This is a genomic window from Dermacoccus nishinomiyaensis (genome assembly GCF_900447535.1).
Classification (GTDB): Bacteria; Actinomycetota; Actinomycetes; order Actinomycetales; family Dermatophilaceae; genus Dermacoccus; species Dermacoccus nishinomiyaensis.
Window position 1 is genome coordinate 516,049 of sequence record NZ_UFXX01000002.1, and the last position, 22,328, is coordinate 538,376.

Here is a 22,328-nt window from a genome sequence, read left to right on the forward strand (position 1 = left end):
GAGCCAACAGGCGCCGTCCGCCACAGTGTTGGGTGGGCATTGCGGCCGGAGGACGACTCAGTCCTGCGTCGCCGCCGCGTGGGCGGAGGCGATGGCGGCGAACTCGTCGATACCGAGGCGCTCGCCTCGCGTCCGCGGGTCGATGCCCGCCGCCACGAGTGCCGCCTCGGCCCGGTCGGCGCCGCCCGCCCAGCCGGCGAGGGCAGCCCGCAGCGTCTTGCGGCGCTGTGCGAACGCGGCGTCGATGCACGCGAAGACCTGTGCGCGCGTCGCCTCCGTCGTCGGCGGGTCACGACGCACGAGCGAGACGAGACCCGAATCGACGTTCGGGGCCGGCCAGAAGACGTTGCGTCCGACGCGGTCGGCGAGACGCACGTCGGCGTACCAGGCGGCCTTGACGCTCGGCACGCCGTAGACCTTGCTGCCCGGCTCAGCTGCGAGGCGCTGCGCGACCTCGAGCTGCACCATGACGAGCACGCGCTGCAGCGACGGGAAATGCTCGAGGAAGTTGAGGACCACGGGCACCGACACGTTGTACGGCAGGTTCGCGACGAGCGCGGTCGGTGCCGGCTCGAGCGAGTCGACCGTCATCGCATCCGCTTGGACGACGTTCAGCTTCGATGCGTGCTGCGGCGCGAACCGCTCCACCGTCGCGGGAAGCTGCGCCGCCAGGTTCGGGTCGACCTCGACGACGCTGAGATGCGCGACGGCCGGCAGCAGCGCGAGCGTCAACGACCCGAGCCCCGGGCCCACCTCGACGACGGTGTCGTCGGCCCCGACCCCTGCCAGGCGGACGATCTTGCGCACCGTGTTCGGGTCGATGACGAAGTTCTGCCCCCACGTCTTCGTCGGACGCACCCCGTGACGCTCGGCGAGCTCGCGGATGTCGGCGGCACTCAACAGGCCCGTCGTGTCGTCACGGCCTGCGGGCGTCGCGTCGTCGTCATGCATGACGCCAACCCTATCGGCACATGCGAAGACCCGGCCCGCCCCACGAGGGGACGAGCCGGGTCTTCATGACCGGGCGCGCGGTGCGCGTCAGGTGTCGATCAGGCTGCGTGGCCGCAGGCCCACGGCTGCAGGCCGCGCTGGGCGTAGACCTTGTTCGCGATGGCGATCTGCTGCTCACGGGTCGCGAGGTCGGCGCGCGGGGCGTAGGCGCCGCCGCCGGAGCCGAGCCACGTCTGGTTGTCGAACTGCAGGCCGCCGTAGTAGCCGTTGCCCGTGTTGATGTGCCAGTTGTTCGTCGACTCGCAACGAGCGATGCGGTCCCACATGCCCGAGTTGGCGGCGGCCGGAGCGGCAGCGCTCTTCTGCGTGCGCTGGGCCGACGAGGCGTAGGTGCGCTGCTTCGGCGCGCTCTGCTGCGTCACGGCCTTGCGGGCGGTCGAACGCGACACCTGGGTCTGCTGCGACTGCTGCGGCGCCTGCTGAACGGCCTGCTTCGTACCGATCGTGACGACGCGGCGCACGGCGTTGCGCGTGACGGTCGTGTCGATCACCTTGGAGGAGACGACCTTCTCGCCCTTCTTGGCGCTGCGGTACGTCACCGTCTCGGCGCCCGAACGGCCTTCCTGCGTCACCTTGGACGTGCCCTTGGGCATGTCGGCGCTGTAGACGTACTTCGTCTTCGCCGGGATCGTCTGGACCTGGCTCCAGTTGACGTACGTGACGGCGGGAGCAGCGGCCTTGGCGGGCGTGGCGGGCTTGGCGGGCTTGGCCGGCAGAGCCTGACGGGCCTGCGAACGCGAGGCGCGCTCGGCCTGCGTCTGCTTCGGCGCAGGCTTCGAAGCGGACGGCTTCGGCGCAGCCTTCGTCGTGGACGGCTTCGGCGCAGCCTTCGTCGTGGACGGCTTCGGCGCAGCCTTCGTCGTGGACGGCTTCGGCGCAGCCTTCGTCGTGGACGGCGTCGAGGTCGCGGACTTCGTCGGCGTCGAGCTCGAGGAGATCGAGGGAACGTCGGACGCGGTCTTCGAGTCGCTCGAACCGCAAGCGGCCAGCGTCGAAGCGGCTGCCACGGCAGCGGCCGCTGCGATCGTACGAGAAGTGGTGCGGGTGGTCGAGAACGTCATCATGCTCCGATGTCGAAGGTCCCTCACTGGCGGCGCGCAGAGCACCGAAGGCTCGGTGCGAAGCGCTCGGCTCAGGCCTGCGCTCCAGCCCGTCGACCATGAGGTCGAGGGCACGTCCGTGTGATCCAGACTCGGGTTAACCCGGACAACACTGCCGAGGCAGCCCGCGAGGGTCAAATTCAGATAACGGAACCGTAACGGATACTGCGACGCGATGGGGCGTCAGGTGCGGCATCCCGGGAAATCTTCCGCTGCAGTGGGATTCGTCACACGCGGTGCCAGCCCCCTTGCGTCGATCGCTGCGCTATGGAATCACGCGCGTGACGCTCACCACGGCCCGTAGACGCGCTCGGACGTCTCCGACAACGCCGCACACAGCGCCGGGACGTCGACGTTCTTGACCTCGGCGAGCGCTCGCACCGTCAGCGGCACGAGGTACGGCGCATTGGTCGCCCCGCGGTGCGGCGACGGCGTCAGGTACGGCGCATCCGTCTCGACGAGGAGCTGCTCGAGCGGCACCTGTGCGAGTGCCGCCCTCAGTTCGCGGGCGTTCTTGAACGTCACGACGCCGGCGACGCTGACGTAATAGCCGCGCTCGACGCACTCGCGCGCCATCGCGACATCACCGCTGAAGCAGTGCAGGACGGTCTTCTCAGGCGCGCCCTGCTCGGCGAGGATGCGCATGACGTCCTCGTGCGCCTCACGGTCGTGGATCTGCAGCGCCTTGCCGAAGCGCTTGGCGAGCTCGATGTGCCACCGGAAACTCTCCTGCTGCACCGCGACGCCGTCGGGGCCGGTGCGGAAGTAGTCGAGCCCGCTCTCACCGACGACACGCACCCGCGGGTGGGCCGCGATGCGCTCGATTTCGGCGTATGCGGCGTCGAGCTCGCCCGCGGCGTACAGCTTGGGCGCCTCGTTGGGGTGCAGCGCGACGCCGCCGAGCAATTCGGGGTGGGCGTCGATGACGCGCTCGGTGAAGCGCGCGCCCGCAAGATCACACCCCACCTGCACCATCCGATCGACGCCGACCGCGACGGCCTCGTCGATGACGGCGCGCACGTCGGGTGGCGCGCCGCCGTCACGGGAGATGTCGAGGTGAGTGTGATTGTCGACGACCGGTGACGGCAGCGGCTGCGGCGGCGTCGGCTTGTCGCTGCGGCGCAGGTTTGGGTCGCTCACGCCGAGATGTTCATTCGCTCGAGTTCCTCCTCGACCACCGCCGGGTCGAACTTCTTGAACGCCGGCTTCGGCTTCGCGATCGGCGTGCCCGGCGCGGCGTCACGCGGCTGCCAGCGCGGCGTGGCCGAGTACTCGCCCGTGATGATGCGGTACGGACGTCCGTCGTCGAGGTCGGTGACCTCCTTCGCGACCGGCATCGGCATGAACTCCCCCTCACCGCCCATGACCTCGTGCACGAGATTCGCGGAGAACGGCACGAACGGCGCCATCATCGTGTTGAGGTCGACGACGCACTGCGCGAGCGTGTGCAGCACCGTCGCGAGACGCTCCCGCTCGTCCTCACCCTTGAGCTTGAACGGCTCCGTCACCGCGACGTACCGGTTGACCTCGCCGACGAGACGCATCGTCTCCGTGAGGGCCGCCTTGAGACGGTTGCGCTCGATGAGCGCACCCACCGTCGCGAACCCGCCGCGCACCGCGTCGAGCACCTCGCGGTCGACATCGGCCAACTCGGACGGCGCCGGGATCTCACCGAAGTTCTTGTGGATCATGCTCGCCGCACGATTGACGAGATTGCCCCAGCCCGCGACGAGTTCCGAGTTGTTGCGCTGCACGAACTCGGCCCACGTGAAGTCCGCGTCCTGACTCTCGGGGCCGGCCGCGACGATGAAGTACCGCAACGGATCGGGACCGTAGCGCTCCAGCACGTCCTTGACGTAGATGACATGCCCCCGACTCGTCGAGAACTGCTTGCCCTCCATCGTCATGAACTCGGACGAGACGACCTCCGACGGCAGGTTGAGATGCCCGAAAGGACTCTCCACCCCGCCCTTCGCGCCCTCGCCATTCGCAGCAAGAAGCTCAGCGGGCCAGATCTGCGAATGAAAGACGATGTTGTCCTTCCCCATGAAGTACTTGGAAACCGCGACTCCGTCGCTGTTTCCAAGTACTTCCGATGCCTTCTGGGCTCCGACGCTGCCCTCGTCGGACGTCGCACGCTCCGCCCGAGCGAGCTCCGCATCTCCACCCGTGCTCGCTGCGCTCGTCGCGTCGCCCGTGCTCGCAGGCGCGTTCCACCACTCGCGCCACTTGTCGGGCTCGCCGAGGCGACGTGCCCACTCGATCGAGGCCGACAAGTAGCCGACGACGGCGTCGAACCACACGTACAGACGCTTCGTCGGCTGCTCGCGCCACCCGTCGAGCGGCACGGGAATGCCCCAGTCGATGTCGCGCGTCATCGCGCGCGGACGGATCTCCTCGAGGATGTTCTGGCTGAACTTGATGACGTTCGGGCGCCACGTGCCCGTCGCCTCACGCCCGTCGAGCCACGACGACAACGCGTCCGCGAGCGCCGGCAGGTCGAGGAAGAAGTGCTGCGTCTCGATGAACTCCGGCGTCTCACCGTTGATCTTGGAACGCGGATCGATGAGATCCGTCGGGTCGAGCTGGTTGCCGCAGTTGTCGCACTGATCGCCGCGCGCCTCCGCGTACTTGCAGATCGGGCACGTGCCCTCGATGTACCGATCCGGCAGGGTTCGCCCCGTCGACGGGCTGATGGCGCCCGACGTCGTCTGCTCGACCATGTACCCGTTCTCGTGCAGCGCGAGGAACAGCTTCTGCACCACCTCGTAGTGGTTCGCCGTCGTCGTGCGCGTGAACAGGTCGTAGCTGAGGCCGAGGCCGACGAGGTCGTCGACGATGATGCTCGCGTTCTCGTCCGCGAACTCCTGCGGCGTCTTGCCCGCCTTCTCCGCCATGATGACGATCGGCGTGCCGTGCTCGTCGGTGCCCGAGACCATGAGCACGTCATGACCCGCCATGCGCATGTACCGGCTGTAGACGTCGGAGGGCACACCGAAACCGGCGACGTGCCCGATGTGGCGGGGGCCGTTGGCGTACGGCCAGGCAACAGCGGAGAGAACCTTGGTCATGGCCCCATCCTAGGAGTCGCCGCCGACAACCGCTTTCTCGTGTCATCGCCACGGCCGCACCATGAGGTCAAGGCGGCGAGGGGCACATGGCGCCGAGATCGACTCAGTGCAGGCTGCTCTCGTGAGCCGCGTGGCTCGCGGGCTCGAACTGCAGCGTCGAGTGGTCGACGTCGAAGTGGCCTACGAGGCACTCGAGCACCTCGTCGAGCAGCCGCGGGGCGTGCCCGTCGTGAAAGCACTCGTCGTCGATGACGAGGTGCGCCGACAATGCCGGCAGGTCGCTCGTCACGCTCCACACGTGCAGGTCATGCACGTCGCGCACGTGATCGACCTCGAGCATGTGCGCGCGGATCGCCTCGACGTCCGTACCGTCCGGCGCGCCCTCGAGCAGCACGCGCCCGGCCTGCGCGACGAGCCCTGCCCCCGCGTGGAACATGAGAGCGACGACGACGAGCGTCGCGACGGCGTCGGCGCGCATCCACCCCGTCGCCCAGATGACGACGGCGGCCACGGCCGTACCGATGAACCCGTACAGGTCGGTGATGATGTGACGGTACGCGCCCTCGACGTTGAGCGACGTCCGGTTCGCGCGGGCGAGCAGCATGCCCGCGGCGACGTTGACGACGACGCCCGCCAGGGCGACCGCGAGGACGGGTTTCGGCTCGACCTGCGGCGGGTCGACGAGGCGCCGCACCGCCTCGACGAGCAGCACCGCACCGAGCAGCAACAACGTGATGCCGTTGCCGAGGCCGGAGAGGATCTCGGCGCGCTTGAACCCGAACGTCAACCGCGCGTTGGCGGGCTTCGCAGCGAGGTGGATCGCCCACAGCGCCAACGCGATGGCGGCGGCATCCGTCAGCATGTGCGCCGCGTCCGACAGCAGCGCGAGCGAACCCGTCGCGAAGGCCACGACGACCTCGGCGAGCATGTAGAGCACGAGCAGCGCGAGGGCTGCGCTCAGGTAGCGCCGGTCGGCGTCAGCACTCGGAGCATGGCTGTGGGCGTGGCCGCCATGTCCGTGGCCGTCATGCGCAGCCTGCTGCTCATGGGCCTCGCGCCCGTCATGCGATTCGTGTCGTGTGCCCACGCGCCACCTCCTCGGTCGGCACGATGCTAACGGCCCTCATCGACGGCTGAGTCACGTGATGCGCGCTGCGTCAGTCCTGACTGACTCGACGCGCATCATGTGACTCAGCTGCACCGGCGTCGTTCGGGGGAATGCCCGCGGCTGTGCCAGAGTTGACGCAGTGTTTCGCCGGGGCCGGAGGCGCCGGCGGTCGTTGACCCGAAGGACGTGCCATGTTCGCAGCGCTCACCGGGGCGGGCCTGTCCGCCGCCGCCGGTCTCAACGCCTACATCCCGTATCTCGTCGTCGCTCTGCTCGCGCGCTTCACCGACGTGATCACGCTGCCCTCCGGGTTCTCGTGGGTCGAGAGCACGCCGTCGATCGTCATCGCGTCGATCCTGCTCGTGGGCGAGATCATCGTCGACAAGATCCCGGCCCTCGACAGCGTCAACGATGCGCTCGGCACGATCGTGCGCCCCGCCTCGGGCGCCGTCGTCTTCGCGGGGACGGCGGCCGCCGCGAACCTCGACAACTCGCCGTGGATGACGCAGCATCCGTGGGTCGGCCTCATCGGCGGCGCCATCGTCGCGGGCATCTTTCACACGGGAAAGGCCGCCGCGCGCCCCGTCGCGAACGTCGGGACGGGTGGGTTCGCCGCGCCCGTCCTGTCGACGGCGGAGGACGCGACGTCGATCCTGCTCAGCCTCGCGGCCGTCTTCGCGCCGATCCTCGCGCTCGTGCTGCTCGCCGTCGTCGCGTGGGTGATGTGGCGGCTGTGGCGCCGGGTCGTCGCAATGCGTGAGCGCCGCGCCGCGCGCGCCGCGGTCTGAGAGCGCCCGGCCCATGTCGTTTCCCGCCCTCGCCGCCGACTCCGCGCTCGAACACCGCCTTCGGCGCCGTCGTCTCGTGCGCAACATCGTCGCGGCGCTCGTCATCGCGCTCGTCGTGTTCGGGGTGATGCGGACGTGGCACGCCGTCACCGCCTCGGGTCAGAACCCGCACGTCGCGACGAAGACGGTGACGCTCATCGCCGCCGAACCGCGAGACGACGGCGTCCACGTGCGGGCGCGACTCGACGCGCCGTCGGTCGATGCGACCTCACACGAACTCGAAGCCGTCATCCCGACCGCGACGTGGAACCTCACCCATGCGCTGTGGGCCTGCTACCCCCCGAACGACCCGGCCCGCGGCAGCCTGCGCACGCCCCTCGACCCCGGTTGCGTGTACTTCGTCGACGCCCAGGACTGACGACCGGGCCTGCGGTTGCTCGGGGGCGCTAACCGTCAGCGCGCCGCGAGAGCAGCGTCGTACAGGGTCTTCTTGGACAGGCCGCTCGCCTGGGCGACCTGGCCGCACGCGTCCTTGAGCCGCACTCCCCCGGCGACGAGATCGAGCACCGTCGCGACCGCATCCTCGAGCGACGCCTCGCGAGGTTCGGCACCCTCGACGACGACGGTGATCTCGCCGCGTGCCCCGTCGAGGGCCCACGCCGCGAGTTCGCGCAGACCACCGCGGCGGACCTCCTCGTACGTCTTCGTCAGTTCACGACAGACCGCGCCGCGCCGCTCGTCGCCGAACGCGTCGGCCATCGCCTCGAGCGTCACCGCCAAACGGTGCGGCGCCTCGAAGAACACCATCGTGCGTGCCTCGTCGGCGAGCGCCGCGAGCATGCGGGCGCGTTCGCCGGCCTTGCGCGGCAGGAACCCCTCGAAGCAGAACCGGTCGACGGGCAGCCCTGACACCGCGAGCGCCATGAGTACGGCTGACGGGCCGGGCACGCACGTCACCGTCAGGTCGCGTTCGACACACGCGGCGACGAGGCGGTACCCCGGGTCGCTGACGCTCGGCATCCCGGCGTCGGTGACGAGCAGGACGCGTTCGCCTGCGGCGATGCGCTCGACGATCTCGCCCGTGCGCTGGGCCTCGTTGTGCTCGTGGTAGCTCATCATCGACCCGCTCGGGGTGACGCCCAGCGCGTCGCAGAGCCGCTTCGTCCGCCGCGTGTCCTCCGCGAGGATCAGCGGCGCGCTCGCGAGTTCGTGGGTGAGACGCGGTGCCGCGTCCGTCGGGTCGCCGATCGGCGTCGCGGCGAGAACGAGGGCGGGGACGGGTGCTTCGGTACTCACGCGGCCATGGTGTCACGCTGGCGCAGGCGCGCCTCGTGCCCGCCGCGGGTCGACCTGGGTCACGGGGCGTGACGTCGGAGCGGGCCCCTCCTGTCAGTGCCACCGACTACGCTGGCCAACCGGGGCAGACCGTCCCACCGCCAGCCCGCGAGGATCGAGGACGCCACCGGTGAACGCCACCCTGACTGACGCCCCGTCGTCCGCCACCCGCGTCGACACCGACGGCCATCCCGACCGTGACGAGTTGATGCTGCGCGAGCGCCTGCTCGGCGCCCCGGCGAGTGCGCAGCAGAAGCTGTGGAGCTGGTTCGGCCCCCTGACGGTCATGCTGATCGGCGGTTTGCTGCGGCTGTGGGATCTGGGGCGCCCGCACCAGCTGATCTTCGACGAGACGTATTACGTCAAGCAGGGCTGGTCGATGATCCTGTACGGCCACGAACGCAAGACGCCCGCGAACATGCCGGAGCCGGACGCGTTCTTCACGCACGGCCAGGTGCCGACCGTATACGGCACCGAACCCGACTTCATCGTCCATCCGCCGTTCGGCAAATGGATGATCGGCGCAGGCGAGCACCTGTTCGGCATCACCTCCTCGTTCGGCTGGCGCATCGCAGTGGCACTCACCGGCACGCTCGCGATCCTGCTCGTCGGGCGCGCGGCCTGGCACCTGTTCCGCTCGGCGACGCTCGCGACGATCGCGGCGCTGCTGACCGCGTTCGAGGGCATGGAATTCGTCATGTCGCGCACGTCGATCCTCGACGGGCTCGTCAGCTTCTGGGCTCTCGCCGGGTTCGTCGCGATCCTCGCCGACCGCGACCGCAGCCGTCGGATCCTCGCGCGCAAGGTCGCGCAGCTGCGTCGTGACGGCGACTGGTCGCTCGATGCGAAGCAGCGCCTCGCCGGCCCGTCGCTCGGCCTGCGCCCGTGGCGCTGGGTCGCCGCCGTGTGCCTCGGCCTCGGCATGGCGACGAAGTGGTCCGACGGGTTCTATCTCGCCGCGATCGGTCTGCTCACCGTGTTCTGGGATCTCGGAGCGCGCCGCGCCGTCGGCGTCCGCCGCTGGCTCTCGGCGACCGTCATCAAGGACGCCGTCACCGGGGCGCTCATCATCGTCCCCACGGCATGCCTGACATATCTGCTCACCTGGGCCGGATGGTTCCACTCGAACGACGCCTGGGGACGCAACTGGGCCGCGAGCAACCCGACGACCAAGAACACCGGGTTCGCACCCGATTCGAGCCTGTTCTCGTGGCTGCCCGACAGCCTGCGCAGCCTGTGGCAGTACCACATCCAGATGTACGACTCGGCGGAGAGCATCACGTCGCCACACACGTATCAGTCGAACCCGTGGTCGTGGATGGCGCAGACACGCCCCACCTCGTTCTTCTACGAGGCGCCTGCGAAGGGCGATCAGGGGTGCTCGGTCACGGAATGCTCCAAGGCGATCACCTCGCTCGGTAACGTCAGCATCTGGTGGTTCGGCATCGCCGCCCTGCTCGTGTGCGTCTTCATGTGGGCGCTGCGCCGCGACTGGCGTGCCGGGACGCTCATCGCACTCGTGCTCGCCGGATGGCTGCCCTGGTTCAGCTATCAGGAGCGCACCGTCTTCACGTTCTACGCGGTCGTGTTCGCGCCCTACGTCATCCTGGCCGTCACGTACTGCCTGGGCTTGATCCTCGGACCCGCCACCGCGAGCCTGCGACGGCGACGCATCGGCGCCGGCGTCGTCGGTGCGTACGTCGTGCTCGCCGTCGCGACGTTCGTCTTCTTCTGGCCGATCTACACCGCGCAGGTCATCCCCCACGACCACTGGAGCTGGCGGATGTGGCTGCCGTCCTGGATCTGACGGGGGCTTCCGGCGCGGGTCGCGTACCGACCGGCGGTCGAGGCTCGTGATGCCGGCGGCGGAGCCCGCGGCTTCGCCGATCACCAATGCGCGACCTCTCATCATGCTATGACTCAGGTCACGATCTGGGTACGAATCGGGTGACGCGCGGCGGGGCGTTTGTCGGATGCGATACGAGCCGTCAGAGTTCTCCACATGAACGCACCCCATCCGCCCGCTGACGGCGAAGCTCTCAGCAGCGGTCTCAAGCCGCGCCACGTCACGATGATCTCGATCGCCGGCGTCATCGGCGCCGGCCTCTTCGTCGGCTCGGCCTCGGCGATCAAGCTCGCCGGCCCGTCGGTCCTCATCGCCTACGCGCTGGCCGGGACGCTCGTCGTCCTCGTCATGCGCATGCTCGGCGAGATGGCGACGGCCAACCCCGACTCCGGCTCGTTCTCCGTCTACGCCGACCGCGCGCTCGGCAAGTGGGCGGGCTTCTCCATCGGGTGGTTGTACTGGTGGTTCTGGGTGCTCGTCATCCCCGTGGAGGCGACGGCCGGCGCGAAGATCCTCTCGGGCTGGATCGACTGGCCCCAATGGGTGTTCGCTCTCATCATCACCGCGTTGCTGACGGTGACGAACCTGTTCTCCGTCGCCAACTACGGCGAGTTCGAGTTCTGGTTCGCGCTCATCAAGGTCATCGCCATCGTCGGGTTCATCGTCCTCGGTGTGCTCGCGATCCTCGGCATCCTTCCCGGCTCGCACGCCTCGGGGCTGCACGGATTCACCGACCACGGCTTCTTCGCCGACGGCTGGAGCGGCGTCCTCGCCGCCATGCTGACGACGATGTTCACGTTCATGGGCACCGAGATCGTGACGATCGCCGCGGCCGAGTCGAAGAACCCGGTCGAGGGCATCCGCAAGGCCGTCAACAGCGTCATCTGGCGCATCTCGCTGTTCTACCTCGGCTCGATCTTCGTGGTCATCGCATTGACGACGTGGAACTCCCCCTCGTTGCAGAAGAATGGCTCCTACCAGGAGGCGCTCAACAACATGGGTCTGGAGAACCTGGCGAGCGTGCTCGACTTCGTCATCCTGACCGCCGTCGCGAGCTGCCTCAACTCCGCGCTCTACACCGCGAGTCGCATGGCGTTCAGCCTCGGCCAGCGCGGCGACGCACCCAAGGCGTTCGCGCGCATCAACCGACGCGGCGTGCCGCAGGTCGCGATCCTCGTCTCCGTCGTCGTCGGCTTCGTCGCCGTGTTCGGCAACTACCTGCTGCCGGAGAAGATCTTCACGTACCTGCTGTCGACGTCAGGCGCCATCGCGCTCATCGTCTACCTCGTCATCGCCGCGACGCAGCTGCGCTCGCGCGCCGCGATGAACCGCGTCGGCGCACGCCCGGCCGTACGCATGTGGGCGTTCCCCGTCCTCACCTACGTGACGATGGCGTTCATCGTCTTCACGATCGTCGCGATGGCGCTGCGCGCCGACCAGCGCCTCAACCTGTGGCTGACGCTCGGCCTCACCGCCGTCGTCGTCGGCATCGGCATCGCTCGCTACGGCGCGAAGGGCGGCAGCGAGAAAGCGATCCTCGAAGCGGTCGAAGCGTCGCCGCACGTCGACACCGAGACCAGCGACCTCGCACGCCACGAACGTCACCCGTGACGCGCGCCTGACCCGAAGCTCGCGCGACGCGCCGCCCACGACGATGTGGGCGGCGCGTCGCCATTCGGGCGTCATCGCGGCTCTACACTCACGCCATGGCCTCGACGATCTTCAGCGTGGTCCTGCTCCTGCTCGCCCTCGTGGCCTTCCTCTACGGGCGCCACCTGCGCCGCGCGGGGCGGAAGCAGGCCGTCCCGGACTCACGGGTCGAGGCGGCCACGACCGGTCGTGCCCGCGCGGGTGATCTCGACGCATCGGATGACGGTGTAGAAGATGTCGACGCCGACGACAGCGATGATCTCGACTCCGGCGCCTCCCCCGCCCGCGGGTTCCTGCACGCCGCGCGTCCCGAGGCGCCGAGCACGCGGGCTCGCGCGCGTCTGGCCTACCTCGTCTCTGCGGCCTGCGCGACGCTCGCCGTCATCGTCCTCGCCGTCGCGAGTTCCGTCGTCGTGCCGACGAAAGAGATCGGTGTCGTGACGACGTTCGGCAAGCCGACGGGCAGCCTCAGCAATGGCTTCCACCTCAAGGCGCCGTGGCAGAAGGTGACGTACATGGACGCCGCGATCCAGACCGACAGCCACACCGCCGACGACAAGAGCTGCATCAACGTGCGCATCGCCCACCAGGCGACGGCGTGCGTCGACGCGTCCATCCGCTGGCGTATCCGCCCCGACGCCTCCGACGCGCTGTTCCAGAATTACCGCGAGTTCTCCAGCATCCGCTCGAGCCTCGTCGACCGGCAGCTCTCCTCGAGCCTCAACAAGGAGTTCGCGTCCTACGACGCCCTCGCCGTCGACGAGAAGGGCAACCCGACGACCCCGACGCTCGCGAAGCTCTCAGACGACGCGACGAAGGACATGCGCGACCAGATCGGCGACCAGATCGAGGTGCTGTCGGTGATCATCCCGGTCATCAAGCTCGACGACAACACGCAGTCGAAGGCCAACGCGCTGCTCGCCCAGGTCGCGCAGACGCGCATCGCCGAGCAGGGCGTCAAGACGGCCGAACAGCAGGCGAAGGCCAACGAAGCGCTCGCGAAGTCGGTGAGCAAGGACCCGAACGTCCTCGTCTCCAAGTGCCTCGACATGGTCGAGGGCGGCAAGGTGACGCTGCCCGCCGGCTTCTCGTGCTGGCCGTCCTCGGACTCCGCCGTCGTCGTCCCCTCCACCGGCTCCTCGTCGAAGTAACCCCCGCCCCCCTGCGATTCTCGTCCCCCTTCGCGAATCTCGTCCACATCGGCGAACGGCGTCCCCCTTCGCGGATCTCGTCCACATCGGCGATTTTCGGCCGCATTCAACGGACGTTGTGGCGTTGGGGTCGGTGAGCGGCGTTTCAACGCGTCGGGCGGATTCGTTGTCACAGCGCGAAGCGTCACCCTGACCGCGGACTCGCGCCGCACTGCACCGACCCACGCTTTCACCGATGAGGACGGGGGAAGCACGCAGCGCGCCGGGGCGGGCGAGTAGCCTGACACCATGCGTACCTGGGCCATCGCCACCGTCACACCCCTGCTCGTCCTGACCGCGTGCTCCGCCCAGACCCACCGCTTCGACACCGCGACGGAACTGCGCAGCGCAGCCGTCAACGCAGGCCTGCACTGCACCGGGTACAACCCGACGACGCCGCCAGCGGGCGCCTCCAGCTCAGGCGAATGCGTCGGCGGCACCCACGCCATCTTCGTCGTCTACGACGGAGAGAACGCAGCCAAGAAAGCCATCACCGACGCGACCGGCAAACTGACGGGCGACGACGCCATCCTCGCCGGCCCCAACTGGTACGTCATGAGCAGCACTTCAGCCCTCGACGGCATCAAGGACTCCATCGGAGGAGACATCAAGAGCAAGTAGGCGGCGGCTGAACCCGGACTCGAGACGCGCTTTGCGCGTCAGCGCCAGGGGCAGGGCTCGGCACGCGCTTCGCGTCTCGGAGCCACGGGGACTCCGCCATCCTCGCTCCGCTGCGGCGGTTCTCGAATAACAGTGTTCGACAAATGTGAATACAGACAGCCACCCGGACGAGAATCATGTCCCGGGTGGCTGTCTGTATTCATCTCGGTGGACGCAAACGCGTCACCGTCTCAGCCAAGAGCGAGAAGGAATGCCGCCAGCGACTCAACGCCAAGATCAGCGACATCATGGAGCACGGCCTCAAGGTGTCCAACGGCATGACCGTCAAGGCATGGGTCGCCGACTGGCTGCCCCGCTACCAGGCAAAGGTGGCACCCAAGACGTACGCCAACGCGAAATCCGCGCTCGACCTCTACGTCACCCCAACGATCGGCAAGAAACGCCTCGACGACCTCACCGCCGGCGACATCCGCGCCGTCCACATGGCCGTGCGCGCCGCCGGCAACGGCTCATCCACCGCGCTGCGCTGCCACGCCGTCATCAGCTCCATGCTCACCGCAGCCGTCCGCGACGGCATCGACGTACCCCTGCAAGCACGCGAAGTAGAGCCACCCAAGAAATCCGTCAGCACCCGCGGCGCCATCCCCCTCGACCAAGCCCGCCTCCTACTCGCCAAGGCCAACGCGAGCACCGGCCGCTCCCGCTGGGTCGCCGCGCTCCTGCAAGGCATGCGCCCCGCCGAAGCTCTCGGCCTCACCTGGGAATGCGTCGACCTCGACAAGGGCACCATCGACATCTCATGGCAGCTCCAGACGCTGCGCTACATCGACCGCAAGGACAAGGCTAAGGGCTTCCAGATCCCCGACGGGTACGAAGCGCGCCACCTCACGCGCGCCTACCACCTCGTCCGGCCCAAGACGCAGGCCGGATGGCGAATCATCCCGATGGTGCCGTGGATGCACGCCGAACTGAAGCACCTGAAGGACACCGCAACCTCACCCTTGGGCCTCGTCTGGTGGACCATCGACGACCGCTACGGCACAGCGCTACCCATCCCGATCAGCGACAAGGCCGACCGCGACGCATGGACCGCGCTCCAGGACGCCGCGAAGGTACGCCACTCGACCGGGCGACACTACGACCTCTACGAAGCGCGCCACACCTGCGCGACACTCCTGCTCGAAGCGAAGGTCGACCCCAAGATCATCCAAGCGATCATGGGCCACTCCGACATCCTCGTAACCCACGGCTACCAGCACGTCGCCCACGACCTCAGCCTCAAAGCCCTCGAGGATGTCGCCGCGCAGCTGAAACTTGAGGCGCCGAAAACGCTCGGCGAACTCGCAGGAAGCTCTACGGTGGCGTCATGACCAAGCGCCTCGCCATGCTCGCCCTGCCCCTGCTCGCCCTCACCGCATGCTCGAGCGGATCGGGTGACGCGACCAAGACCGTCACCGTCAGCGCGACACCGTCGTCATCGGGCAGTTCCGACGCGAGCGAGAGCGTGGGCGGGTCGAGCGAGGCCGGGTACCCGACCCCGCCCGCCGACGCGACCCCGACTGAGCCGACCGGCCTCAGGTCCAACATCACTGCCGACCAGCGCGACAAAGCGATGTCGTTCCGCAACACGATGAACGTCGTGGTGCCCAAGTCCTACGGGCTGTCCGACACGGAACTGATCGGCCTCGCCGCATACGTCTGCTCTCAGCGTCAAATCGGCCAGCCGGAAAGCCTTGTGATGCTCGCCATCCCAGGCGTCATCCAGCGCACCGCGCCAGGTCAGCCGACGTGGGATCAGCAGGACTCCAAGCAGGCCGTCTACAAGGCGGAAGCCGTCTACTGCGAGGACTACCTCGCGTCGTGACCCAACCACCAGCGCCCCCGACCATCCGGCCGGGGGCGCTTTCGTGTCTCCATGTCGCTATCGCAACGTCACGCGGCCTCGTGGGCGCGGCGACGTTGGGCGCGTTCGCGGCGATGCGTGACGCGACGGCGACCGTTACCTCCTCGTCACCCAAGGCCACGATCGAGGGCTCTACGATCGGGGCATGACTGAATCGCAGCCACACGGCGCCTCTGTCCCGCAGAACGGGTACGCGCCCCAGTATCAGCAGTACCAGCCGGAGCCGCCCAAGAAGAAGCGCGGGCGCGGATGCCTGTGGATGATCCTCGGCGCGCTCCTGCTGGTGGTTCTCATCATCGTCGGCACCATGGCCCTTATCGGCGGGGCTGCGAAGAAGGTCGACGACGACATGCACGCCAAGCACTCGGTGACGTTCAAGGTGACGGGCGGCTCGAAGGCCGACATCACCTACACCTCTGACACCAATGCTTCTACGGCGCAGGAGAACGCAGCGAAGTTGCCGTGGTCCAAGACGCTCAACGTCGAAGGCATGACGTCCGGCATGAACATCTCGGCGCAGAACGGCATGGACGGCGCATCGGGGAAGATCACCTGCGAGGTCATCGTCGACGGCAAAAGCGTCAAGACGAACACCTCCAGCGGCCAGGGCGCTATCGCCAGCTGCGCCGCCCCCTGATCCTCACCCCCTCCGCCCACCAACGCCCCCGACCTCACCTCGAGGTCGGGGGCGTTTCTGCGTCTTAGGCGGCCTTGTGGCACATTCTCCACGCGACGACCATGACGAGTGTGACGTCGAGCTCCTTCGCCAAGGCGCGCGGGTCGTGACCGACGATGCGCTCGGCGCGACGGTAGGCGTCCTCGCTGATCAGTAGCTTCGCGGCGTACATGTTGGCGCTGCGCTCCTGCGCCAGAAACGCAGGAAGCCGAGACGGTAAAAATCCGTCTCGGCTATCCCTTGGCTATCCTCGTGTTCAGGATTCCTTGTGGAGCTATGGGGATTCGAACCCCAGACCTTCTCATTGCGAACGAGACGCGCTACCAACTGCGCCATAGCCCCGTGAAGCGAGAGATACGTTACCACCAAGCGGCGCACAGACCAACACGAGGCGCCCCAATCGGCCGTCACCCACCCTGCTCGCCGGGCCCGGCGACCCACGCACGGCTCCCTGCTCCCTCCACGACCCCACCAGCAGAAACGCTCCTTCGTGCCACCGAAAGCACACGTGCAACCCGTCACACCGGAAACGCACCCTCAGATACACGAAGACGGCGGGCGCCCCGTGGGCACCCGCCGTCCGTCGTCAAAGCCTCGCGTGCGGCCTCAGCCGGCGCGGTAGACCTGCGGAAGCTCTTCGTAGTCCTCGTCGAGCGCCATGCCGTCGAACGGCAGATCCTCGACGGGCGTGTTCTCGTACCGCGCGGCGAGCGGGCGCGTATCAACCTCGTCGACGGTCGCCGCCGGCTCGACAGGTTCACGCTCGGCCTTCGCCTTCATCGTGTACGTCGGGCGCGGCACGTCGACGGGCGCCCATGCCGCAGCGTCGAACACCTCGGCCTGCGCACGCGCCACGGCGTCCACGTCAGGCTCGACGTCGACGGCCGGCTCGGCGTCGACGTCGCGCTCCGGCAGCTGCGCGACGAGCGGCGACCGCTTCGTCATCGGCACCGCGGTCTCAGCCCCCTCGACCTCGACGCGGGTGGCGCCCACAGTGGCGCTCGAACGCGCGGGCGACGCGGCGCGCGCCGGAGCTGAGACGCCCACCGGGCGCACCGTGGTCGACGCTGCCTTGGCCGTCCGCGCTGCGATCGCCGAGCGGCGCAGCCACACGACGACACCGGCCGTGGCCAGCAGGCCGAGCAACGGCAGCCCCGCCGGCACGAGCGTCAGCAGAGCGAGCAGCGCCGTCACGACGAAGAAACCGAACGATCCGAGCAGGGCAAACAGCTTGACCTTCGGCGACTCGAGAGCCGCCGGCACGCGGGCAAGGCCCTGCGCCGCGCCCTGAAGACGAGCGGGCACCCGCGTCGTCGTCACCTCGGCGCGCTCAGCGGTCGACGCGTGCGCGTCACCCTCGGGGGCGCCGTGCGTCACGCGCGAAGCACCCTTGACGCTGACCTGAGGGCGCAGGATCGTGCGCGACGGCTCGTCGGCGCGCGCCGAGACGTCAGCCTGGATCGGGGTACGGCGTTCGAGCATCCTCATCGCCTCCGAGAATCGATCGACGGTGCGCGCGGTCGCGAGATCCTCGCGGCGGCGCACCCAGTGCTTGAGCATGTAGGCAGCCCACACGGCAATGATGACGAAGAAGATCAGGCTGCTGGCACTCACGCACACCAGGCTAGGGCGCGGCGGCATGACAACGAGTGAGCCACGCCGCGCGTGTCGCGCAAAAAATCTTCGCTGCGTGGGGTAACAATGCCCCGCCGCCGGCGGACGAGGGGGGGGGGGGGGGGGGGGGGGGGGGGGCACAGACCGACGTCGGCGCCGATCGTCGATGCGCACGGGCGCGGTCAGCTCCGACGCGCGGATGGCGGAGCATCGGCGAATGTGGACGAAGATCGCAGTTGTGGACATGAATCGCCGATGTGGATGCCGTTCGCCGACGTGGACGTGAATCGCAGTTGGGTACGGGCCACGTCGAGGTGGGTTTCGACGGCGCTGTTCAGCGGTTCGAGGGGGCAGACGGGTTCGGAGGTCCGAAAGGTCAGACGGGGTCGGGGGCCAGAGGGGGTCGGGGTCCGAGGAGTCAGGCAGGCTCAAGGCGGGTCAGACGGGGTCGATGCGTCCGAGGCGCTATGGCGAGTCGACAGTGTCAACAGTGTCGACGGAGCCTGATCGCTCGAGATTCTCCACACGCTGCACGAGCGTGCCGTCGACCTCGTGGCGCAGCAGTGCGAACGTGCGGTGGTCGCGCCACGCGCCGTCGATGTGGAGGAACCCGCGGCGCACGCCTTCGTCACGCCAGCCGAGTTTTTCGACGACGCGCAGCGAGTTCGCGTTGTCGGGGCGCACGTTGATCTCGAGGCGGTGCAAGCGCTCCACACCGAACGCGTGGTCGGCGGCCATCGCGACGGCCATGGGCGTCAGGCCGTGCCCGGCGAAGCGTTCACCGATCCAGTAGCCGATCGTGCCGCCCTGCTGCGCCCCACGCACGATCGTGAAGATGTGCACCTGCCCGGCCAGGGCACCGTTCCACGTCATCGCCCACGGCAACAACCGACCCGCGCGTGCCTCCGCGTTCTGCTCCTTGACGGCCGCCTTGAAGCCCAGCGCCGGCTCGGGGTAGGGGTTCGTCGAATCCCAGGGGCCCGTCCACCTGCGGTTCGCGGCGCGCAGCGCACTCCACTCCTGCAGATCCCGACGGGGATGCAACGGACGCAACCCCAGCTCACCGCCGCGATAGCGCCGCCGCAGCGTGACGGGCCACGTGCCCGGACCCATCAGTGCGAGCCTCCGTCGAGCTGCGCCATGACGTGCTCGAGGATGCCGTCGAGCACGTCGAGACCGTCGGCCACTCCCCCACGCGAGCCAGGCAGGTTCACGACGAACGCGCGCCCCGCGGCGCCGTCCGCGATGCCGGCGAGCCCACGCGAAAGGACGGCCGTCGCCACCCCTGCGGCCACACCCTTCGTACGCAGCGCCTCCTCGACGCCGCTGAGCTGCATCGTGAGGTACGGCCGCGTCTGCTCCGGCGTCGCGTCGCTCGGCGAGACGCCCGTCCCGCCGGTCGTGACGACGACGCGGCACCCGAGCGCGAGCGCGTCACCGAGCGCGTCGCCCACCGCCGGCCCGTCGGCGACGAGTCGCGCGTCGACCGTCCACCCCCGCTCACGTAGCCATGCCGCGATGACGGGCCCGGTCGCGTCGGTGTAGATCCCCTGCGCGGCTCGCGTCGAGCACGTGACGACGGCGGCGCGCCGTTCACTCATGCCAGTCACCGCTGCGCCCACCCGACTTCGCCGTGACGCGCACGTCGGTGATGCGTGCGTGCTTGTCGACGGCCTTGACCATGTCGATGAGCGCGAGCGCCGCGACGCTCACACAGGTCAGCGCTTCCATCTCGATGCCGGTGCGATCGGCGGTGACGACGGTGGCGCGGATGTCGACGCCGTCGTCGGTGACGTCGAGGTCGACCTCGACACCGTGCACCGCGATCGGGTGGGCGAGCGGAATGAGGTCAGGGGTGCGTTTGGCCGCCTGCAACCCCGCGATGCGTGCGACGGCGAGGGCGTCGCCCTTGGGCACGTCACCGTCACGCAGCGCCGCCACGGCGCGCTCGCTCAGCAGCACGCGCCCCGCCGCCGACGCCGAACGTCGCGTCACGGCCTTCGCCGCGACGTCGACCATGTGCGCGCTGCCGTCACCACGCACGTGGGTGAGGTCGCTCATGTCACTCCTTCTCGTCCGCCACGTTCTCGTCGTAGGCGCCCGCCAGGGGCGCGTCGATCGGCCCGTCGAGCACGAGCACGTCGAGCATCTCACCCGTCTCGACCTGGCGGGCCTCTCGCGGCACACGCGCGAGCGCGTTGGCCTCGCCCAACTCACCGAGGTGATGCGATCCCTGGCGCGCATTGGCACGGATCGTCAGCTCACCGTCAGCGCCGCGCACCGCGTGGACCCGCGCGTACTGGGCACGTCCACGCGGGCACGTCCACCCCGGGCCACGCACGACGCCGCGTCGCCACACGGGCGCCGGGCGCCCGCTCATGTGCGCGAGCGCGGGCGCGACGAACACCCAGAACGACACGAGCGTGCTCATTGGGTTGCCGGGCAGCGTGAACACCGGCACTCCTCGCTCGCCGAGCAGCCCGAAACCCTGCGGCTTGCCGGGCTGCATCGCGACCTTGTCGAACGTCACCTCGCCCGCCTCGATCAGCGCGGCCTTGACGACGTCATACGCCCCCGCGCTCACCCCACCCGTCGTGATGACGGCGTCAGCCGTCGCGACGGCACGCTCCAGCACCCGCGCCACCTCGCCGGCATCGTCACGCACGTGCGCGACCTCGACGAGTTCGGCTCCCACCGCAGCGACGAGCGCAGCGAGCATCGGCCCGTTCGAATCGTGGATCTGCCCATGCTGCAGCGCTTCTCCGGCCGGACGCAGCTCGTCCCCCGTCGACAGCACGACGACGCGCGGGCGCGGTGCCACCTCGATGTGATCCACCCCCGCCGAGGCGATGACGGCGACGTGTTGCGGTGCGATGATCGTGCCGGCGCGCAGCAGCACGTCGCCGATGCGCACGTCTTCGCCGCGTCGGCGGATGTGGCGCCCGTCCTCCACCTCGCCCGTGAACCGCACGCGCTCCAGCCCACCGTCGCTCTGCTCGACCGGCACCACCGTCGTCGTCCCCGACGGCACCGGCGCGCCCGTCATGATGCGCCAGGCCTCACCCGGCGCGCATGTCAGCTCACGTGTGTCACCGGCCGGGATGTCGCCGACGACGGGTAGCTCGCCGTCCGCAGCGTCCCCGGCTCGCAGGGCGTACCCGTCCATCGCGGAATTCGTGAACCCCGGCAGGTCGACGCCGCTGCACACGTCAGCGGCGAGCGCCCGCCCGAGGACGTCACCGACCCACCCGCCGTCGGCCAGCGCCACCCGCCGCGCAGGCAGCCGTGGAACGGCCGCGAGGATGCGCGCGAGGTGCTCGGCATCGGTGATGAGTTCGGGGGCGTGCGACATGCCCCCATTGTGCAACCCACCACCGACAACGCCCCGTTCGCAACCGGATTCGGTTGCGAACGGGGCGTCATCCCCATGCTGGATGGCGTCAGGCGCCGCGCTCGGTGCGAGTGCGCCCCTTGCCCTCGTCGGTCTCGACCCAGCCCTGCAGCCAGGAGCGGAAGTCGGAACCGAACTCGTTGTGACGCGTGCCGAGACGCACGACGGCCTTGAGGTAGTCGAGACGGTCGCCCGTGTCGTAACGGCTGCCGCGGAAGACGACACCGATGACGCCGGCGCCCTCACCCGTCGCGCTCGCACGCTCGGCGAGCGCGTCCGTCAGCTGGATCTCGCCGCCGCGTCCCGGCTCCGTCTTCTCGAGCACCGCGAAGATCGACGGGTCGAGCACGTAGCGGCCGATGATCGCAAGGTTGCTCGGCGCCTCCCCCGCGGCCGGCTTCTCGACGAGACCGGTGACGCGCACGACGGCTTCGCCCTCGCCCTCGATCGGTTCGACGGCCGCGCAGCCGTAGAGGTGGATCTGGTCGTCCGGCACCTCCATGAGCGCGATGACGGACCCGCCGTGCTTGGCCTGCACGTCGATCATCTGCTCGAGCAGGTGGTCGTCCTCGTCGATGAGGTCGTCGCCGAGCAGGACGGCGAACGGCTCGTCGCCGACGTGGTTGCGCCCGACGAGCACGGCGTGGCCGAGGCCGCGCGGCTCGCCCTGGCGGATGAAGTGGACCTCACCGAGGTCGGCCGACTTCTGCACACGCTTGAGGCGCTTCTCGTCGCCCTTCTTCTCGAGGGCCCGCTCGAGCTCCCAGTGGCGGTCGAAGTGATCCTCGAGAGCAGCCTTGGAACGACCGGTGATCGTGAGGATGTCGGGAACCCCTGCGCGCACCGCCTCTTCGACGACGTACTGGATGGCCGGCTTGTCGACGACCGGCAGCATCTCCTTGGGGATGGCCTTCGTGGCAGGCAGGAAGCGCGTGCCGAGCCCGGCGGCCGGGATGACGGCCTTGCGCGCGCGACGGCGAGGAGCGGAGGACGGCGTTTCAGTCATGAGCCTAGGCTAGCCCTC

General features: G+C 69.0%; 22 protein-coding genes and 1 tRNA gene. 9 read left to right on the plus strand and 14 right to left on the minus strand.

Annotated features, from left to right (window positions below):
- Positions 1-57: 57 nt before the first annotated feature.
- The 5 genes from rsmA to DYE07_RS14180 form a co-directional block, all read right to left on the minus strand.
- Positions 58-951: a 16S rRNA (adenine(1518)-N(6)/adenine(1519)-N(6))-dimethyltransferase RsmA gene (rsmA, locus tag DYE07_RS14160; RefSeq protein ID WP_006946797.1), complete on the minus strand. Its 894-nt coding sequence runs from the start codon at positions 949-951 to the stop codon at positions 58-60.
- A 98-nt stretch (positions 952-1,049) separates the two neighbouring features.
- Positions 1,050-2,075, minus strand: coding sequence for a resuscitation-promoting factor (locus tag DYE07_RS15305; RefSeq protein ID WP_115297355.1), 1,026 nt, complete (start codon positions 2,073-2,075; stop codon positions 1,050-1,052).
- A 324-nt stretch (positions 2,076-2,399) separates the two neighbouring features.
- Positions 2,400-3,251 carry a TatD family hydrolase gene (locus DYE07_RS14170; protein WP_006946782.1) on the minus strand — a complete coding sequence of 284 codons (852 nt, stop codon included), beginning with the start codon at positions 3,249-3,251 and terminating at the stop codon, positions 2,400-2,402.
- Positions 3,248-5,182 carry a methionine--tRNA ligase gene (gene metG / locus DYE07_RS14175; protein ID WP_074046568.1) on the minus strand — a complete coding sequence of 645 codons (1,935 nt, stop codon included), beginning with the start codon at positions 5,180-5,182 and terminating at the stop codon, positions 3,248-3,250. The genes DYE07_RS14170 and metG overlap by 4 nt, the downstream gene beginning before the upstream one ends.
- A gap of 103 nt (positions 5,183-5,285) precedes the next feature.
- Positions 5,286-6,269 carry a cation diffusion facilitator family transporter gene (locus tag DYE07_RS14180; protein ID WP_115297356.1) on the minus strand — a complete coding sequence of 328 codons (984 nt, stop codon included), beginning with the start codon at positions 6,267-6,269 and terminating at the stop codon, positions 5,286-5,288.
- Positions 6,270-6,481: 212 nt separating this feature from the next.
- Between DYE07_RS14180 and DYE07_RS14185 the strand changes: the two genes are divergently transcribed.
- Both DYE07_RS14185 and DYE07_RS14190 read left to right on the plus strand, forming a co-directional pair.
- On the plus strand, positions 6,482-7,078 hold the full coding sequence (locus DYE07_RS14185; RefSeq protein ID WP_006946758.1) for a DUF4126 domain-containing protein: 597 nt from the start codon (positions 6,482-6,484) through the stop codon (positions 7,076-7,078).
- A gap of 13 nt (positions 7,079-7,091) precedes the next feature.
- On the plus strand, positions 7,092-7,496 hold the full coding sequence (locus DYE07_RS14190; protein WP_006946813.1) for a hypothetical protein: 405 nt from the start codon (positions 7,092-7,094) through the stop codon (positions 7,494-7,496).
- A gap of 35 nt (positions 7,497-7,531) precedes the next feature.
- Here DYE07_RS14190 and rsmI read toward each other — a convergent pair whose 3' ends face one another.
- Positions 7,532-8,374 carry a 16S rRNA (cytidine(1402)-2'-O)-methyltransferase gene (rsmI, locus tag DYE07_RS14195; RefSeq protein ID WP_115297357.1) on the minus strand — a complete coding sequence of 281 codons (843 nt, stop codon included), beginning with the start codon at positions 8,372-8,374 and terminating at the stop codon, positions 7,532-7,534.
- Positions 8,375-8,543: 169 nt separating this feature from the next.
- Between rsmI and DYE07_RS14200 the strand changes: the two genes are divergently transcribed.
- From DYE07_RS14200 to DYE07_RS14230, 7 genes are all read left to right on the plus strand, one after another.
- Positions 8,544-10,220 carry a dolichyl-phosphate-mannose--protein mannosyltransferase gene (locus tag DYE07_RS14200; protein WP_115297358.1) on the plus strand — a complete coding sequence of 559 codons (1,677 nt, stop codon included), beginning with the start codon at positions 8,544-8,546 and terminating at the stop codon, positions 10,218-10,220.
- 195 nt (positions 10,221-10,415) lie between these two features.
- Positions 10,416-11,870 carry an amino acid permease gene (locus DYE07_RS14205; protein WP_115297359.1) on the plus strand — a complete coding sequence of 485 codons (1,455 nt, stop codon included), beginning with the start codon at positions 10,416-10,418 and terminating at the stop codon, positions 11,868-11,870.
- Positions 11,871-11,965: 95 nt separating this feature from the next.
- Positions 11,966-13,060, plus strand: a complete 1,095-nt coding sequence (locus DYE07_RS14210; RefSeq protein ID WP_115297360.1) for an SPFH domain-containing protein — start codon at positions 11,966-11,968, stop codon at positions 13,058-13,060.
- Between the two features lie 288 nt (positions 13,061-13,348).
- Complete coding sequence (locus DYE07_RS14215; protein WP_006946795.1) at positions 13,349-13,720, plus strand: hypothetical protein; 372 nt, start codon at positions 13,349-13,351, stop codon at positions 13,718-13,720.
- A 185-nt stretch (positions 13,721-13,905) separates the two neighbouring features.
- Positions 13,906-15,090 (plus strand): tyrosine-type recombinase/integrase, encoded by a 1,185-nt coding sequence (locus DYE07_RS14220; RefSeq protein WP_172463042.1) that lies wholly within the window; start codon positions 13,906-13,908, stop codon positions 15,088-15,090.
- Positions 15,087-15,584, plus strand: coding sequence for a DUF732 domain-containing protein (locus DYE07_RS14225; RefSeq protein ID WP_115297362.1), 498 nt, complete (start codon positions 15,087-15,089; stop codon positions 15,582-15,584). The genes DYE07_RS14220 and DYE07_RS14225 overlap by 4 nt, the downstream gene beginning before the upstream one ends.
- A 184-nt stretch (positions 15,585-15,768) precedes the next feature.
- Positions 15,769-16,260, plus strand: coding sequence for an MmpS family transport accessory protein (locus tag DYE07_RS14230; RefSeq protein ID WP_115297363.1), 492 nt, complete (start codon positions 15,769-15,771; stop codon positions 16,258-16,260).
- A 64-nt stretch (positions 16,261-16,324) separates the two neighbouring features.
- Here DYE07_RS14230 and DYE07_RS14860 read toward each other — a convergent pair whose 3' ends face one another.
- The 8 genes from DYE07_RS14860 to galU form a co-directional block, all read right to left on the minus strand.
- Entirely contained in the window at positions 16,325-16,471 is a 147-nt protein-coding gene (locus tag DYE07_RS14860; RefSeq protein WP_172463043.1) for a hypothetical protein, read from the minus strand.
- A 97-nt stretch (positions 16,472-16,568) separates the two neighbouring features.
- Positions 16,569-16,641: transfer RNA gene (locus tag DYE07_RS14235), tRNA-Ala, on the minus strand.
- A gap of 264 nt (positions 16,642-16,905) precedes the next feature.
- A complete protein-coding gene (locus DYE07_RS14240) occupies positions 16,906-17,913 on the minus strand; it encodes a SepX/GlpR family protein (RefSeq protein WP_115297364.1) in 1,008 nt (335 codons plus the stop codon).
- Between the two features lie 465 nt (positions 17,914-18,378).
- On the minus strand, positions 18,379-19,026 hold the full coding sequence (locus DYE07_RS14245; protein ID WP_115297365.1) for a GNAT family N-acetyltransferase: 648 nt from the start codon (positions 19,024-19,026) through the stop codon (positions 18,379-18,381).
- The gene (locus DYE07_RS14250; protein ID WP_040014330.1) at positions 19,026-19,514 is read right to left on the minus strand and encodes a MogA/MoaB family molybdenum cofactor biosynthesis protein; all 489 of its coding nucleotides are present in this window, start codon (positions 19,512-19,514) and stop codon (positions 19,026-19,028) included. Before DYE07_RS14250 ends, DYE07_RS14245 begins: the two co-directional genes overlap by 1 nt.
- Entirely contained in the window at positions 19,507-19,974 is a 468-nt protein-coding gene (gene moaC, locus DYE07_RS14255; RefSeq protein ID WP_006943919.1) for a cyclic pyranopterin monophosphate synthase MoaC, read from the minus strand. The genes DYE07_RS14250 and moaC overlap by 8 nt, the downstream gene beginning before the upstream one ends.
- Before the next feature lies 1 nt (position 19,975).
- Positions 19,976-21,265: a molybdopterin molybdotransferase MoeA gene (locus DYE07_RS14260; protein WP_074040826.1), complete on the minus strand. Its 1,290-nt coding sequence runs from the start codon at positions 21,263-21,265 to the stop codon at positions 19,976-19,978.
- Between the two features lie 88 nt (positions 21,266-21,353).
- Entirely contained in the window at positions 21,354-22,310 is a 957-nt protein-coding gene (gene galU / locus DYE07_RS14265; RefSeq protein ID WP_115297366.1) for a UTP--glucose-1-phosphate uridylyltransferase GalU, read from the minus strand.
- Positions 22,311-22,328 lie beyond the last annotated feature (18 nt).

Excerpts from the sequence above, each read along its gene's own strand:
- DYE07_RS15305 (WP_115297355.1), bottom strand. The coding sequence starts at position 2,075 with ATGATGACGTTCTCGACCACCCGCACCACTTCTCGTACGATCGCAGCG.
- DYE07_RS14230 (WP_115297363.1), top strand. The coding sequence starts at position 15,769 with ATGACTGAATCGCAGCCACACGGCGCCTCTGTCCCGCAGAACGGGTAC.
- DYE07_RS14210 (WP_115297360.1), top strand. The coding sequence starts at position 11,966 with ATGGCCTCGACGATCTTCAGCGTGGTCCTGCTCCTGCTCGCCCTCGTG.
- DYE07_RS14190 (WP_006946813.1), top strand. The coding sequence starts at position 7,092 with ATGTCGTTTCCCGCCCTCGCCGCCGACTCCGCGCTCGAACACCGCCTT.
- metG (WP_074046568.1), bottom strand. The coding sequence starts at position 5,182 with ATGACCAAGGTTCTCTCCGCTGTTGCCTGGCCGTACGCCAACGGCCCC.
- DYE07_RS14245 (WP_115297365.1), bottom strand. The coding sequence starts at position 19,026 with ATGGGTCCGGGCACGTGGCCCGTCACGCTGCGGCGGCGCTATCGCGGC.
- DYE07_RS14185 (WP_006946758.1), top strand. The coding sequence starts at position 6,482 with ATGTTCGCAGCGCTCACCGGGGCGGGCCTGTCCGCCGCCGCCGGTCTC.
- DYE07_RS14860 (WP_172463043.1), bottom strand. The coding sequence starts at position 16,471 with ATGTACGCCGCGAAGCTACTGATCAGCGAGGACGCCTACCGTCGCGCC.
- DYE07_RS14225 (WP_115297362.1), top strand. The coding sequence starts at position 15,087 with ATGACCAAGCGCCTCGCCATGCTCGCCCTGCCCCTGCTCGCCCTCACC.
- DYE07_RS14260 (WP_074040826.1), bottom strand. The coding sequence starts at position 21,265 with ATGTCGCACGCCCCCGAACTCATCACCGATGCCGAGCACCTCGCGCGC.
- moaC (WP_006943919.1), bottom strand. The coding sequence starts at position 19,974 with ATGAGCGACCTCACCCACGTGCGTGGTGACGGCAGCGCGCACATGGTC.
- DYE07_RS14250 (WP_040014330.1), bottom strand. The coding sequence starts at position 19,514 with ATGAGTGAACGGCGCGCCGCCGTCGTCACGTGCTCGACGCGAGCCGCG.
- galU (WP_115297366.1), bottom strand. The coding sequence starts at position 22,310 with ATGACTGAAACGCCGTCCTCCGCTCCTCGCCGTCGCGCGCGCAAGGCC.
- rsmA (WP_006946797.1), bottom strand. The coding sequence starts at position 951 with ATGCATGACGACGACGCGACGCCCGCAGGCCGTGACGACACGACGGGC.
- DYE07_RS14205 (WP_115297359.1), top strand. The coding sequence starts at position 10,416 with ATGAACGCACCCCATCCGCCCGCTGACGGCGAAGCTCTCAGCAGCGGT.
- DYE07_RS14215 (WP_006946795.1), top strand. The coding sequence starts at position 13,349 with ATGCGTACCTGGGCCATCGCCACCGTCACACCCCTGCTCGTCCTGACC.